General features: G+C 58.5%; 15 protein-coding genes. 13 read left to right on the plus strand and 2 right to left on the minus strand.

The window, feature by feature from the left end; all coding sequences use genetic code 11:
- The first annotated feature begins 10 nt into the window (after positions 1–10).
- The 4 genes from AC3B8H_RS00300 to AC3B8H_RS00315 all read left to right on the plus strand — a co-directional run bounded on the left by AC3B8H_RS00300 (position 11) and on the right by AC3B8H_RS00315 (position 3,751).
- The gene (locus tag AC3B8H_RS00300) at positions 11–853 is read left to right on the plus strand and encodes a CheR family methyltransferase (RefSeq protein ID WP_488439631.1); all 843 of its coding nucleotides are present in this window, start codon (positions 11–13) and stop codon (positions 851–853) included.
- Entirely contained in the window at positions 850–1,491 is a 642-nt protein-coding gene (locus AC3B8H_RS00305) for a chemoreceptor glutamine deamidase CheD (protein ID WP_488439632.1), read from the plus strand. The genes AC3B8H_RS00300 and AC3B8H_RS00305 overlap by 4 nt, the downstream gene beginning before the upstream one ends.
- Before the next feature lie 6 nt (positions 1,492–1,497).
- Positions 1,498–2,553 carry a protein-glutamate methylesterase/protein-glutamine glutaminase gene (locus AC3B8H_RS00310; protein ID WP_488439633.1) on the plus strand — a complete coding sequence of 352 codons (1,056 nt, stop codon included), beginning with the start codon at positions 1,498–1,500 and terminating at the stop codon, positions 2,551–2,553.
- A 103-nt stretch (positions 2,554–2,656) separates the two neighbouring features.
- Complete coding sequence (locus tag AC3B8H_RS00315; RefSeq protein WP_488439634.1) at positions 2,657–3,751, plus strand: AI-2E family transporter; 1,095 nt, start codon at positions 2,657–2,659, stop codon at positions 3,749–3,751.
- A 366-nt stretch (positions 3,752–4,117) separates the two neighbouring features.
- Here the strand turns inward: AC3B8H_RS00315 and AC3B8H_RS00320 are convergent, their stop codons facing one another.
- Entirely contained in the window at positions 4,118–5,530 is a 1,413-nt protein-coding gene (locus AC3B8H_RS00320) for a PhoH family protein (protein WP_488439635.1), read from the minus strand.
- A 221-nt stretch (positions 5,531–5,751) separates the two neighbouring features.
- Between AC3B8H_RS00320 and AC3B8H_RS00325 the strand changes: the two genes are divergently transcribed.
- The 9 genes from AC3B8H_RS00325 (at position 5,752) to rluB (ending at position 13,857) form a co-directional block, all read left to right on the plus strand.
- The gene (locus AC3B8H_RS00325) at positions 5,752–6,291 is read left to right on the plus strand and encodes a hypothetical protein (RefSeq protein ID WP_488439636.1); all 540 of its coding nucleotides are present in this window, start codon (positions 5,752–5,754) and stop codon (positions 6,289–6,291) included.
- Between the two features lie 28 nt (positions 6,292–6,319).
- Positions 6,320–7,021 (plus strand): tetratricopeptide repeat protein, encoded by a 702-nt coding sequence (locus AC3B8H_RS00330; protein ID WP_488439637.1) that lies wholly within the window; start codon positions 6,320–6,322, stop codon positions 7,019–7,021.
- Between the two features lie 24 nt (positions 7,022–7,045).
- On the plus strand, positions 7,046–8,965 hold the full coding sequence (gene yoaA, locus AC3B8H_RS00335; protein ID WP_488439638.1) for a DNA repair helicase YoaA: 1,920 nt from the start codon (positions 7,046–7,048) through the stop codon (positions 8,963–8,965).
- A 74-nt stretch (positions 8,966–9,039) separates the two neighbouring features.
- Complete coding sequence (tsaB, locus tag AC3B8H_RS00340; RefSeq protein WP_488439639.1) at positions 9,040–9,726, plus strand: tRNA (adenosine(37)-N6)-threonylcarbamoyltransferase complex dimerization subunit type 1 TsaB; 687 nt, start codon at positions 9,040–9,042, stop codon at positions 9,724–9,726.
- Positions 9,727–9,765: 39 nt separating this feature from the next.
- The gene (locus AC3B8H_RS00345) at positions 9,766–10,389 is read left to right on the plus strand and encodes an L-threonylcarbamoyladenylate synthase (RefSeq protein ID WP_488439640.1); all 624 of its coding nucleotides are present in this window, start codon (positions 9,766–9,768) and stop codon (positions 10,387–10,389) included.
- 4 nt (positions 10,390–10,393) lie between these two features.
- A complete protein-coding gene (locus AC3B8H_RS00350) occupies positions 10,394–11,047 on the plus strand; it encodes a site-2 protease family protein (RefSeq protein ID WP_488439641.1) in 654 nt (217 codons plus the stop codon).
- 51 nt (positions 11,048–11,098) lie between these two features.
- A complete protein-coding gene (locus tag AC3B8H_RS00355) occupies positions 11,099–11,920 on the plus strand; it encodes a segregation and condensation protein A (RefSeq protein ID WP_488439642.1) in 822 nt (273 codons plus the stop codon).
- A 106-nt stretch (positions 11,921–12,026) separates the two neighbouring features.
- On the plus strand, positions 12,027–13,115 hold the full coding sequence (scpB, locus tag AC3B8H_RS00360; RefSeq protein ID WP_488439643.1) for an SMC-Scp complex subunit ScpB: 1,089 nt from the start codon (positions 12,027–12,029) through the stop codon (positions 13,113–13,115).
- Between the two features lie 16 nt (positions 13,116–13,131).
- Positions 13,132–13,857: a 23S rRNA pseudouridine(2605) synthase RluB gene (gene rluB / locus AC3B8H_RS00365; protein WP_488439645.1), complete on the plus strand. Its 726-nt coding sequence runs from the start codon at positions 13,132–13,134 to the stop codon at positions 13,855–13,857.
- A gap of 216 nt (positions 13,858–14,073) precedes the next feature.
- On the opposite strand, the gene AC3B8H_RS00370 is transcribed toward rluB, so the two are convergent.
- The coding region (locus AC3B8H_RS00370) for a sulfotransferase family protein (RefSeq protein WP_488439644.1) at positions 14,074–14,758 on the minus strand (685 nt) is incomplete at its 5' end.

Raw genomic sequence — 14,758 nt, forward strand, 5'->3', positions numbered from 1 at the left:
CGACAGTCCAATGTCCGTGCGCGATAGCCAGCGCGAATTCGCCTACACGCGCGCCGATTTCGACCGGCTTAGACAGCTGTCTCGCGACTATTCCGGCATTCAGGTATCCGACGACAAGTTCGACATGTTTTATTCCCGTCTGGTCAAACGCTTACGCACTTTGGGCCTATCGTCGTTTCGGTCCTACGCCGACTATTTGAGCGCCCATCCCGACCGCGAATTTACCGAATTTATCAATTCGGTGACGACCAATCTCACGGCTTTTTTTCGCGAGAACCATCATTTCGAATTTCTGGCAAAACAGGCATTGCCGCAAATTTGTCGGCAATCCGTCGGGCGAAAGACTCTGAGGGCGTGGTCGGCCGGTTGCTCGACCGGCGAGGAGCCCTATTCGTTGGCAATGACGTTACAAGAACATTTGCCGACGGATTGGCGGTGTCAAATACTGGCAACCGATTTGGATACTCAAGTTCTGCGGACGGCCGCCGACGGAGTTTATCCGCTCGAAGCGGTCGCGAGCGTGGACGAACGGCGGCTGAGGCAGTGGTTTCAAAAGGGTGTCGGTCGGCAAGATCGCAGAGTGAGAGTCAAAGCCGCGTTGCGCGAAGCCATTGAGTTTCGCCAGCTTAATCTGATGCGGGATTGGCCGGAGCTGAGCGGCTTCGATTTGATTTTTTGCCGAAACGTGCTGATTTACTTTGATCGGACCACCAAGGAAACGTTGGCGAAGCGTTATTGGCAAGCGCTACGACCCGGCGGGTATTTGTTCATCGGTCATTCGGAGTCGCTACACCAGCTCGATACTGGATTCGAAGCGTTGGGGCAGACGGTTTACCGCAAGTCGGAGCGATGACGGCGGGTACTTTCGAGGAGCCGCCGATTCAAGGATTCGAACACATCAATCGCTACTGGGACCGCCAGCGCGGGATACTGGCCGCCAAGCTGTTGCCCGGTGACTATTATGTTACCGACCGGGCGGAGCTGATCACGACAGTCTTGGGTTCCTGTGTCGCGGCTTGCGTTTATCATCGAGGCACCGGCGTCGGCGGCATGAATCATTTCATGTTGCCGCGCACCGGCCACGGCCGTTTTGCCACGCCCGAGGAAGAATTCCTCGGCAAGGCCTCGCGTTACGGGAATTTCGCGATGGAGTTCTTGATCAACGGCGTTTTGCATTTTGGTGGATGTCGGCAGGACCTGGAAATCAAGTTGTTTGGCGGCGCCAGCGTCGTTGCGAACCTAGGTGGGGTCGGCGTCAGCAATGTCGAATTCGTGTTGGCCTATGTCGAACGGGAAGGCCTGACATTGGTGTCCTGCGACTTGGGCGGTGTTTTTCCGCGCAAGATTATCTTCGATCCGCGCACCGGTTCGGTGAAGCTTAAAACGCTCGAACAATTGAACAACGATACGATCGTGCGGCGCGAGTCCAGTTACCAGCAAATTGTCAACGGCACGGTGTCGGAAGGTAGTGTCGAACTGTTCACGGGGTAATATGGGATGAAGAAAATAAAATTATTGATCGTCGACGATTCTGCATTGATTCGGCAGCTATTGGTAAAAATCGTCGAAGAAGTTGATGATATCCAAGTGGTTGGAACCGCCGGCGACCCTTACGAAGCCAGGGAAAAAATCAAGGCGCTGAATCCGGATGTGTTAACGTTAGATATTGAAATGCCCAGGATGGATGGCTTGACCTTCCTGGGCAATTTGATGCGGCTAAGGCCGATGCCGGTATTGATGGTTTCGACTTTGACCGAGCGGGGCGCGGAGGCGACGATGGCGGCGTTGGCTCTGGGCGCGGTGGACTTTGTTACCAAGCCGCAATTGAACAGCGCCGAAAACCTGCGGCAATACGCCGATGAAATCGTTAACAAAATAAGAACAGCTGCAAAAGCGAACATGAAGGTGTGGGATGTCAATCGAGCGCGCGCGGCGGAGTCCGCGACTGCGCCTGCCTCGGAGACCGGCCGGCGGTTTACGGCATCGTCTCGCAAAATTGTCGCGTTAGGCTCGTCAACCGGCGGTACCGAAGCCTTGCGTTTGCTGGTGGGCGGTTTGCCCAGCACCGCGCCCGCCATTCTGGTCGTACAGCATTTGCCGGTTGCCTTCAGTGCTTCGTTTGCCAAACATGTCAACGACGCGACCGAGATGCGGGCGGGTCTGGCCAGCGACGGCGAACCGGTGATGGCGGGCCATATCTACATCGCGCCAGGCGATCGGCATCTGGCCTTGGCGTTGGAGCGGCAAGGTTGGGTTTGCCGCTTGTTGGATGGGCCGCCGGTCAATCGGCATAAACCGTCGGTGGAGGTCTTGTTCAGGTCGGTCGCGGAGCAGGCCGGCTCGGCCGCGATCGGCGTGATGTTGACCGGCATGGGAGCGGACGGCGCCAAGGCCATGGTGGAGATGCGCGACGCCGGCGCTGTCAATATCGTACAGGATGAAGCCACTAGCGTGGTTTGGGGGATGCCCGGCGAAGCCTATCGCTTGGGAGCGGCTCACCACGTGGTGCCGCTGGAACGGATCGCCGCGCAAATCTTGGCCTTGACGCGTTGACCGAGTTTCGACCAGCGCCAAATCGGCCATCGTGTTTCTTTTCCGCTTTACTTGGCGGTGTCCGACCGCGGTGGCGGTTGCGGCCGCCACCTGGAGATTTTGAATGATGATATACGGCGACCACGCCAATTCCCGGCTGCTGACGCGGTTATTAAAGCGGATTTTGCCCAATTCTCAAGCCGTATCGTTGGCCATCATCTTACTGGTCGGCTCGGTCTTGATCTACAGCCTGTTGGGCCTGTTGATGCCGGTGTTCGTCGCAATCGTATTGGCGTATTTGCTCGAGGGCATGGTGGTGAAGGCCGAGCGGAAAGTCAGCCGCATCGTGGCGGTGCATCTGGTGTATTTCACGTTTCTGACCGTATTCGGCTTCGTCTTGTTCGTGCTCGTTCCGGTCGTCTCTGAACAAACCGTGCAACTGGTCCAGCATATTCCCGACTTCATACACAGCGCTGAAACCGAAATCATGCGGTTTCCCGAGCGTCACCCGGAGTTGATTACCGAGGCGCGGATACGCCAACTGATGTTTTCGGTTCAGCAGGACTTGCTGAAATACAGTCAGGACTTAATTTCCGGGTCGGCTCAGTCCTTCGTCGGCTTAGTGGCGCTGGTGATCTATCTGTTTCTGGTGCCGATGATGGTGTTTTTTCTGCTCAAGGATAAGGCAGTCTTGCTGAATTGGTTTCAACAGTTTTTGCCGAAAGATCGCCATTTAAGCTTGCGAGTATGGCGAGAGGTCGATAGGCAGATCGCCAATTACGTGCGCGGTAAATTCGTCGAGGTCTTCATTTTGTGGGCCATCAGTTTTCTGGTGTTTTGGTGGCTGGATCTGAATTACGCGATGTTGCTGGCGGTTTTGATGGGTTTGTCGGTGGTGATTCCCTATATCGGCGCCACGCTGGTCACGCTACCGGTGTTGGCGGTGGCGTATTTGCAATGGGGCTTGGCGAACGGCGATCACTTCATGTACGTGTTTGTCGCGTATTCCGTGGTTCAGGCGATGGACGGCGTGATATTGGTGCCCTTGTTGTTTTCCGAGGCAGTCAATTTGCATCCGATCGCGATCATTGTCGCTATCCTGTTCTTCGGTGGCTTGTGGGGGTTTTGGGGCGTGTTCTTCGCAATCCCGTTGGCGACCGTTGTCAATGCCGTATTGACGGCCTGGCCGAAATCCGATGGCATCAGCGTCGATATTTAACCAAAAATCAGAAGTCCCCCGGCTTCCCCGAGGATACGCCAAAAGTTTGTGGGATAGAGGCGTCCATCGGGAAACGCCGGAGCGCGAGCCGCCAAGCAAGCGCAAGAAGAGAACCCGATGGCCTAGCACGAGCGCTTAAGCCACTTAAAATCGGCGTGCAAATATCCCCTGGTGCTTCTACCGAAATGCCGCCGTCGAATGCCGAATGGCTGAATCCATCGCCGACCCCAGCCTAACTTAGGGTTGCTGGCCGGCGCGGTCCGGGCGGCGATGGCGGCCACGCCGGTCGGCGTTTGGGCCGGCAATCCCCGTCATGACGAAAACCGCGCCCGCCCGGCGCCGTATCCGGGCCAGTCCTGGCCGTTGTTATAAATTGTCCGACGCGAAATCCGCCAGCCGCGAGCGTTCGCCGCGCCGCAACGTGATGTGGGCGCTGTTTTCCCAGGCCTTGAAGCGGTCCACCACGTAGGTCAGGCCGGAACTGGTCGCGGTCAGATAGGGCGTGTCGATTTGGCCCAGGTTGCCGATGCAGATAATCTTGGTGCCGGGGCCGGCGCGCGTGATCAAGGTTTTCATTTGCTTGGGCGTCAGATTTTGCGCCTCGTCGATGATCAGGAATCGGTTCAGAAAAGTCCGGCCGCGCATGAAGTTCAGCGAACGGATTTTGACTCGGTTCATCAGCACGTTTTGCGAGGCGCCTTGCTCCCATTCGGTATTGCCGGAGCGGCTGCCCAGCAGTTCCAGATTGTCCATCAGCGCGCCCATCCACGGCGCCATTTTCTCTTCCTCGCTGCCCGGTAGAAAGCCGATGTCCTGGCCGACCGGCACCGTCTCGCGGGTCATGATGATTTCCTGATACAGCTTGTGTTCCATCGTCAGCGACAAGCCGGCCGCCAGCGCCAGCAGGGTCTTGCCGGTGCCGGCGGTCCCCAGCAGCGTGACAAAATCGACGTTGGGATCGAGCAATGCATTCAATGCAAAATTTTGTTCGCGGTTCTTGGCGCAGACGCCCCAAATGCTGTTGTGTTTGGTACGGAAATCGCGGGCCAGTTGCAAGACCGCGCTCTGGCCGTCGCAGGATTTGACGATGGCCTCGAAACCCGATTCATCGTCCAGATACACAAATTGGTTGGGAAACCAATCGGCCACCGCCGGTCCGCTGACTTTGTAGAAAGTGTGGTTGTTTTCCTGCCAGGACTCCATCTTGCCGCCGTTTTCCTCCCAAAAATCGGCATCCAGCGCCATCGTGCCGTTGTACAGCAAGTCGATGTCTTCGATGGTTTGGTCGTTGTGGTAGTCCTCGGCATTCAGTTGCAGCGCGGCGGCCTTGATGCGCATATTGATGTCCTTGGACACCAGGATGACGTTGACGTCGGGATATTCCTTACCCAAGGCCAGTACGATGCTCAAAATCGAATTGTCGGCGATTTGGCCGGGCAGATTGTCGGGCAACAAGTGCGACAATTGCTTGGTTTGGAAGTACAAGCGACCGTCGTAATCGGCGTCGACGGCCAGGCCGTGCTCGATGCGCGACAGCGGCAGGCCGTCGTTGATGGTCTGTTGATTGGCGTCGCGGATCAGTTCGTCCAGGAAACGGCTGACCTGGCGGACGTTGCGGGAAACGTCGGATAAACCCTTTTTGGCATGATCGAGTTCTTCGAGGACCACCATTGGAATAAAAATATTGTGTTCCTGAAAGCGGAAGATGGCGGTCGGATCGTGCATCAATACGTTGGTGTCCAGCACAAACAATTTTTTGCCCGAAGATTGAATATTCATGGAGTCCTTGAACGATGGGGTGAAGTAACTTTGGCGGCTTTCCGCTCCGCTACCTTTCTAACTCATCCGCCGAGCCAGCGTCAAATTCTTCAGGAGTCGGCGCGCATTTTTGGGGTGTGGCCGCCGCCTTCACCGGTTGGCGTGATTTGTGTTGCTCGAGCGATTCAACTAGAATCCCGATACTGCATTTTTGTAATGGTTTGTCCATCATTCCCATGACTATGACCTATTCAGACGCAAGCCGGCCCGATTTGGATTGGAGCCAGATTCGAGAAACCATCAAGCTGTTGACCGTATCCGCCGCGCAGATGGACGGTAGCATGAAAGACGGCGATGCTTCGGTGAATGCGCTGGCCATGGCGTTTACCGGCATGGTCGAAAATCTTGCCGCGATTCGCGAACAATTGACGGCCTTGGTGGAGAGCGAAAATCGGGAAGCGGCTCTGGCCCAGTGCGATGCCGCTCGCCACAGGATCGACGAAGCCATCGTCGAATTTCAGTTTTACGACCGGCTACAACAATGCCTACAGCATGTGTCCGCCAACCTGAAGGATTTGTCGGCGATGATTGATACCCCGCACAGGTTGTATAATCCCGCCGAATGGTGTGCATTGCAGGATGCGATCCGCGGCCGCTACACGATGGAAGCGGAAAAGGTGATGTTCGACGCGATTCATCAAGGCAAATCCATCGAGGAAGCGCTGGCGTTGTTCGAGGCCGCCAATCAGACCGGCGGTGACCCGGACATCCAGTTGTTTTAAATCCACACCTTTACTGTTTTAAGGTTTAATGAAGAAATCATCCTTGCTCGTCCTGTTCCCGTTGATGCTGTTATTGTCCGCCTGCGCCGGTCTTTCCGAATCCGAGCCGCCCAGGCCGAGCGCCGGTCAGGCCGCGGCCAAGAAAGCTCAGGCCAAGAAAAATCCGGCCGCCAAGGAGAAGGCGCCGGCGGCGGTCGCCAAAAAAGCGCCGTCCAATGTGCCCGGCACCGGCACTTACGCCATCGAAGAGGTCACCACCAATTTTAAGGACGAACCGAATCTGCCGGCGTTCCGGGCCGAGCCGTTGACGCCGCCGGTTGAGTCGGCCACCGCGACGCCGGTGGCGCCGACAGCAGAGGCGGTGCGGCTGAACATCGAGGATGCGCCTATCCCCAGCGGCACGTCGCCGGCCGTGATTGCGCTGGTCGGCGAAGCGGATCGCAGCCGCAACGCCGGCGACCTGGACGCCGCCGTGGTGGTGATGGAACGAGCCTTGCGTATCGACGCCCGCAATCCGCTGCTGACCTACAAACTGGCTTTGTTGCGGCTCAAGCAGAATAAGGCGCCCCAAGCCGAGGAGCTGGCCGGCAAGGCCGCGCTGTTGGCCGGCGGCGATCTGAGTTTGAAGCGCAAAAGTTGGCTGCTGATCTCCGAAGCCCGGCAGATGCAGCAAAATCCGCAAGGCGCCAAGGAAGCCAAGGCCAAGGCGGACAGTTTTTTCAGCCATTGATACCGGCACCGCGCTGAGTTGCAAATGGCCGAACTCGCCGACATCTTTGGCGATGCCGGCGCGTTGGCCGAAACCATCCCCGGTTACGCGCCGCGCGCCGCGCAAATCGAAATGGCGCAAGCCATCGCCGAGGCTATCGCCGCCGGGCAACATCTGATCGCCGAGGCCGGCACCGGTACCGGCAAAACCTTCGCCTACCTGATTCCCGCCATCCTGTCGCGCAAGAAGGTCATCGTTTCGACCGGCACCAAGAATCTGCAAGATCAATTGTTCAACAAGGACATTCCGGTCATCCGCAAGGCGCTGGCCCGGACGCCGTTCAAAACCAGTTTGCTGAAGGGACGGGCCAATTACCTGTGCACTTACCGCCTGGATCAGGCCTTGAATTCGGCTTTCGGCTATAGCCGGGAAGACGCCGCGGCGCTGGCCAGGATTCAGGCCTGGGGTAAACGCACCAAGGTCGGCGACATTTCCGAGGTCGCCGACGTGCAAGACGGCGACCCGATCTGGTTTCACGCCACCTCGACCGCCGATAATTGCTTGGGCCAGGAGTGCTCCGATTACGCCGATTGCTTTCTGGTCAAGGCCCGCAAACAGGCCCAAGAGTCCGATGTCGTGGTCGTTAACCACCATCTGCTGTGCGCCGATTGGTCGATTCGCGAAACCGGTTTCGGCGAATTGTTGCCGGACGCCGAAGTCGTCATCATCGACGAGGCCCATCAATTGGCCGATACCGCATCCAATTTTCTCGGCGTGACGATCAGCGGCAAACAGTTGACCGATCTGGCCGACGACGCGCTGGCCGAGTATTTCACCGACGCCAAGGATATGCCGGATCTGCGCACCGCCTGCGAAGACTTGCAGCACGAGGTCAAGGACATGCGTCTGGCCTTTGGCTTGGAATTGCGGCGCGGCGACTGGCAGGACATCGAGACCAACCCGAAGATCGCCGGCGCGCTGGAATCCTTGCAAAAACAACTGGCGCGCTTGACCGACCAGCTTGAGCGCGCGTCGGTGCGGAGCAAGGGCCTGGAGTCTTGTTTCGATCGCGCCGAAGCCTTGGACATGCAACTGGAAACGCTGATCAACGACCGGGACGGGCAGTGGATCAAATGGTACGAAACCTATAACAAGTCCTTCACGCTCAGCCGCACGCCGCTGGACATCGCCAAGGAATTTCGCGGCTTCATGGCCCGCCACAAGGCTGCCTGGATATTTACCTCGGCCACGTTAAGCGTCGCCAATAATTTCGCGCATTTCTCGCGCAGTTTGGGTTTGAGCGGCGCCGAAAGCCAGAGTTGGGACAGTCCGTTTGATTACCCGAATCAAGCGCTGTTTTACCACCCCAAGGGCTTGCCGCAGCCCAACGATCCGGACTTCACCGATAAGATCGTCGAGTTCGCGTTGCCGGTGCTGGAAGCCAGCCGGGGCCGGGCCTTCTTTCTGTTTACCAGCCATCGCGCCCTGCAACGCGCCGCCCAGTTGTTGGACGGCCGGCTCGACCACCCGCTGCTGGTGCAAGGTAGCCGTTCCAAGGGCGCCTTGCTGGATCAATTCAAGGAGCTGGGTAACGCGGTACTGTTGGCGACCGCCAGTTTCTGGGAAGGCGTGGACGTGCGCGGCGATGCGTTATCCTGCGTGATCATCGACAAACTGCCGTTCGCGTCGCCCGGCGATCCGGTGCTGAAGGCCAGGATGAACGCCATCGAAAAACAAGGGCGTAACCCGTTTTTCGAACACCAATTACCCAGTGCGATTATCATGCTCAGGCAAGGCGTCGGCCGCCTGATCCGCGATGTCAACGATCGCGGCGTGCTGATGGTTTGCGATCCGCGCTTGTTAAAGCGTTCCTACGGACAGATGTTTTTGGATAGCGTGCCGGCGATGCGGCGTAGTCGCGACATCGAGGATGTGCGGCGGTTTTTTAACGACGTATCGAATTAGCTCGATACTGGGGCCCGGATCCGGCCGGCGGAGCAGCGGACGCGCTTTGACTCACTCTGTTACTCGTACTGAATATGAAATTACTGGCAGTAGAAACCTCCACCGATGCCTGTTCCGCGGCGTTGTTCTGCGACGGCGAAATCGCCGAGCGCTTCGCCGTCTCGCCACGCGACCACACCAAACTGATTCTGCCGATGATAGACGAGCTGATGGCGGAAGCCGAACTGCGGCCACGGCAACTCGATGCGGTTGCGGTGGGGCGTGGTCCGGGTTCGTTCACCGGGGCCCGGATTGCCGGCGGCGTGGTTCAGGGCATTGCCTTCGGCGCGGATCTGCCGGTGGTGCCGGTGTCGACGCTGGCCGCCATCGCCCAGGATTTTTTTAACAAGCAGCCGATGGCCGAGCTGGCTTTTACCGCGATGGACGCCCGGATGGATGAAATTTACTGGGCGGTGTATCAGCGCGATACCGAACAATTCGCGAAGTTGCTCGGTATCGAAGTCGTGACGCCGGCCGGTGAGGTGGCCTTCCCGGAAGCCGTTGGCTACGGCGTCGGTTCGGGATGGGGCGTGTATTGCGCCCAGTTGGCGGAATGCCTGGGCGAATTGGTGCAAGGCGTCGAAGTCGACGTTTGGCCGCGCGCCGCCTGTGTCGCTCAATTGGGCGCGCACGACTTCTTGAAGGGGCTGGCGGTGCCGGTCGAGGAGGCGATGCCTGTCTACCTGCGCGACAAAGTGGCGAAAAAGGAATCGGAAAGATAAGGTACAATGCCGCCCTCACGCGGCAGTTTCATCTGGTCAATGGCACAGTTCTTCGAGATTCATCCGGACAATCCGCAGCAGCGCCTGATCCGGCAGGCGGCGGAAATTGTCCGGAGCGGCGGCGTTATTGCCTATCCGACCGACTCCTCCTACGCGCTGGGTTGCCATATCGGCGACAAGGCGGCGATGGACACCATTCGTCGGATTCGCCGGCTCGACGACAAGCATAATTTCACGTTGTGCTGTAGCGATCTGACCCAGGTGTCGACTTTCACCAAGATGGGTAACGACGCCCATCGGCTGATCAAGAAATTGACGCCGGGGCCGTTTACGTTTTTGCTGGATGCCACCCGCGAGGTGCCCCGGCGCTTGCAACACCCCAAGAAAAAAACCATCGGCGTCCGAATCCCGGACAATCGGGTGGTGGCGATGTTGTTGGAAGAACTGGGCGAACCGCTGCTGACCGCGACCTTGATTTTGCCGGGCGACGAAGAGGCGTTGAGCGATCCTTACGAAATCCGCCTCAGCCTGGAGCACGAACTGGATTTGGTGATGAGCACGGGGTATATCGAAGCGCGCGCCACGACCGTGATCGCCTGCGGAGACAACGGCATCGAAATCGTCAGACAGGGCATAGGCCTCGCGCCGATGCTGGAGGCTTGAGAGTATGATGGAAGAATTGACCTTGGTGCAGCGTGTCGTGGTTTGGAGTCTGCCGGTGATTTTCGCGATTACCGGCCACGAAGTCGCCCACGGCTGGATGGCCAAACGCTACGGCGACAAAACCGCCGAACGGGAAGGCCGTTTGACGCTGAATCCGTTGCGACATATCGATCCGCTCGGCACCATCATCATTCCCGGCCTGCTGCTGATTACGTTTACCGGTTTTATCTTCGGTTGGGCCAAGCCGGTGCCGATCGACGCCCGTAATTTCAAACAGCCCAAAAAAGCCATGATGATGGTGGCGTTGGCCGGTCCGTTGGCCAATCTGTGCATGGCGCTCGCTTGGGCCTTGCTGGCCAGGGTAGGGGTCGCGCTGGAGTTCGAATTCGTCTCGATGCCGTTGATCTACAGCGGCGTGGCCGGTATCACCATCAACTTGGTCTTGATGATGATCAACCTGCTACCGATTCCGCCGCTGGACGGCAGCCGGGTGTTGTCCGGGTTGTTGCCGGATTACTGGGCATGGCGTTATAACCAGTTCGAACGTTACGGTTTCATTGTGCTGTTGATTTTACTGGCGACCGACGTGCTGAGCTTTTTGCTGGCGTATCCGATGTTTTATGCGCAGCAATTGTTTTTCACGCTCGCCGGCATGTGAACCGGTTTCGTATGGGTGCGTTAAGCGCCGAGCGGATGTTCGCTTAAACCGATGAACGTGGCGGAGTTACCGGTCGAAACGACGCCGGAACCGATTGCGCTGGTACTCGGCGAGCCGTTCCAGACGGTGCCTGACGACTTGTACATCCCGCCGGATGCACTGGAAGTGTTTCTGGATGCGTTCGAAGGGCCGCTGGACTTGTTGCTGTATTTGATCCGTCGGCAGAATCTGGATATTCTCGATATCCCGATCGCCCAAATCACCAAGCAGTACATCGCTTACATCGAGATGATGGACCATTTGCGCCTGGAGCTGGCGGCCGAATATCTGGTGATGGCCGCGTTGCTGGCGGAAATCAAATCGCGGATGCTGTTGCCGCGCCAGCCGGAAAGCGAGGAAGAAGAGGAAGACCCGCGGGCCTTCCTGATCCGCAAATTGCAGGAATACGAAGCGATCAAAAAAGTCGCCGAGGAAATTGACCGCTTGCCGCGCCACGAACGCGATACGTTCGAAGCGGTAGTCGATGTTTCGACCATCGGCATCAGGCAGATTTTGCCGGACATCGAGCTCGGCGAGCTGTTGCTGTCCTTCCAGGATGTCTTGAAGCGCGCCGAACGCCTCAGCCACCACCATATCAGTAAAGAGCCTTTATCAGTCCGTGAACGAATGGCAGCCATTTTGGAAAAACTTGACGGAGCAGATCAGCTCCATTTCTCAACGTGTTTTACCCGAAGTGAAGGAAAAAACGGGGTGGTTGTCGCGTTTCTTGCCATCCTTGAACTCTCCAAGGAGCGACTCATCGACATCTTCCAGCCCGAGCCTTACGCCGGTATCCACGTCCGGCTCCGCGCCAATACCGCTACAGGCGACTGAGCTGCCGTCCGCTGTTCTCGCCGATGTTCCCGTCAGAGCCAAACCGCGCAAACCCAGAGCCAAGCTCGAGCCGGTCACGGTCTACGTGCAGGTCCGGCGTCAGGCCGTGCGTTTTCCACGGGTTTGGACCGCCGAACGCGGTAACGGGAGCGCCACGCCGACCGAGGCAGTCGCAAAGGTTGAGCCGGCGGCCAACGATGTCAATGTTTCGATTGGCTTTAGGCCTAGCAAGGCGCGCTTGGCGGCGGATTGGCGTGGTGATTGGCATGGCTCGGTCGCGGCGTCCTTATCGGTCGAGCGCAACAAGTCCTCGGCGCGTTTGCCTTCCGGTCGGCGCGGCGTTTGGCAGGCGCCACGGCCGGCCGTGGCCGCCGTTAGCCCGCGTAAGCGCGCCCCGCGATTGCCGTTGGCCTTGGCCGACGGCTGGCGGGTTCCGGTTGTCGAGCGGCGCGAACCAGGGCTCACGGTCTTCGATTATCCGTTGGAGGCCAATGTGAACACCAAGCGCATCGTCGAAGCGATTCTGTTTGCCGCCAACCGGCCGATGACGGTGAAACAGATTCAGGAAACCTTTCCCGAATTGGAGCAGCCGGATACGCTGGCGATTCAGGTCGCGTTGGAAGAAATCGCCCGCGATTACGCCGATCGGCCGGTCGGCCTGAAACATCTGGCCAGCGGCTACCGTTTTCAGGTACGGGAAGGTTTGGCGCATTGGGTCGGCCGGCTGTTCGAGGAGCGCCCCGCGCGCTATTCGCGAGCCTTGTTGGAAACCCTGGCCATCATCGCCTACCGGCAACCAGTGACGCGCGGCGAGATCGAAGACATTCGCGGCGTCAGCGTCAGCACCTCCATCGTCCAGACGCTGCTCGAGCGCGAGTGGGTCAAGGTGGTCGGCCATAAGGAAGTCCCCGGCCGGCCGGCGTTGTACTGCACGACCAAACAATTTTTGGATTATTTCAATTTAACGTCGTTGAGCGAATTACCGCCATTGGAAGAGATTGTCGAAATGGACCTCGGCCCGTCCGCTCAACCGCCAGCACCCCAGGAATCCCGTGAAAGACCGCAAACCGAGCAAACCCCAGTCGGCGAAGGCTCAGCCGCCCAAGCGCAAAGCGAACCCCTCGAAGCCGAGTTCAACGAAACCGGCCTCGACGAAACCCGGTCCGGCGACGCTCCCGACCGCACTCTCCACTGACGCCAGCGGCGAACGCATCCAGAAATTTCTAGCCAGAGCCGGTTTAGGCTCGCGGCGCGAAATCGAGCGCTGGATCGAAGAAGGCAAACTGACGGTCAACGGCAACCGCATCCAGCCCGGTTATCACTTGAAACCGGGCGATCATTTGGCGGTCAACGGCCGCATCGTCAAATGGGAAAAATACGCCGAGCAACCGACCCGAGTATTGGTGTACCACAAGCCGGTCGGCGAATTGGTGACCCGGCGCGATCCGGAAGGCCGGCCGGTGATTTTCACCCAACTGCCGCGCTTGGCCGTCGGCCGCTGGATCGCGGTCGGCCGTTTGGACATCAATACCTCGGGCCTGCTGCTGGTCACCAATAACGGCGAGCTGGCCAACCGTTTGATGCACCCGTCGCGAGAGGTTGAACGCGAGTACGCGGTGCGTATCCTGGGCGAGGTCGGCGACGATATGATGGAGCGCTTGAAATCCGGCGTGGAGCTGGAAGACGGTCCCGGCCATTTCGAGGACGTGCGGTTTTATGCCGGCGAGGGCGCCAACAAGTGGTTTTACGTGACGGTCAAGCAGGGTCGCAATCGCTTGGTGCGCCGGTTGTGGGAATCGCAAGGCGTCAAGGTCAGCCGCCTGATCCGGGTGCGTTACGGCGACGTCGTCCTGCCGGAACGGGTGCGCGCCCATTCGTTCTACGAGCTGGAAGCCAAGGAACTTCAGGAATTGCTGGCTTTTGTCGGCTTGGCCTGACGCGCGGGTATTGCCCGAGCGAAAAATTTCGGCGGGCACGGCGTTATCCGGACGGTCGTACCTGTTTTTTTCTTCCCGGAAAATGAAAAAGAAGGGCGCGGAAGGGGCTATGGCCGTAATCAAGGGCCGCCCGATACCCGTTGTCCGCGCTTTACCCAACGCCAGGCATCGCCAGTGCTGCCTGCTGGCGCCCGCCCGCGATGCGCCGGCCAATTTTCAGTCGTAGCCCAGCGCCGTAAGAAAGGGTTTCAGTTCGGCTTCGATCTCGGCGAACTCGCCAGCGTAATGGCGCCAACGGCCGACCGACGAAGAGTACAGGGGCTTGGCGACTTGCTCGTAACTCGGACTGGCGATGTATTTACCGGCTGCTCGCTTATGGAATTCCGCCACGGCCGGGTCCCAATCCAGACCGATCAGCGAGAACACTCGTCGGAACGTCGCTTCAAAGTCGAATACCGCGTCCTCGTACCGCAGTTCAACGAAGTCCATCGTCAACATCGGCTTGACGGTTAGCCACCAATCCATCACCTGTCCGTAAAATCGAGCGGTACCGGGCCAGGTCAGCAATTGCACCGTGGATGGCGTCGGAACCATGGTTTGCATGAAGCAGCTCAGGCAAACGTCGCGCGGATCGCGCAGCAAAAACACCAGTTCGGCATCCGGAAACAGGGTATTGATCAGGCCCAGATCTATCGTGTTCATCGTGGTTTTGTCCAATAAGCGGCGCTGGCCGATCCGGTCGCCGTACAAGGCTTGCGCGCGGCGCCAGTAATAGCCGCGCAAGTGCAGGACGCCGTCCCAGTCCAGACGCGCCAGTCGCTCGGCTTGGTTGCCGTGCGGGCCGGCGATTCGGATTAATTCGTTAGCAGTGGTGCTGATCAGATCGGTTTCGTCAGCGATG

The sequence above is a fragment of the Methylomonas sp. BG-2 genome (assembly GCF_057766305.1).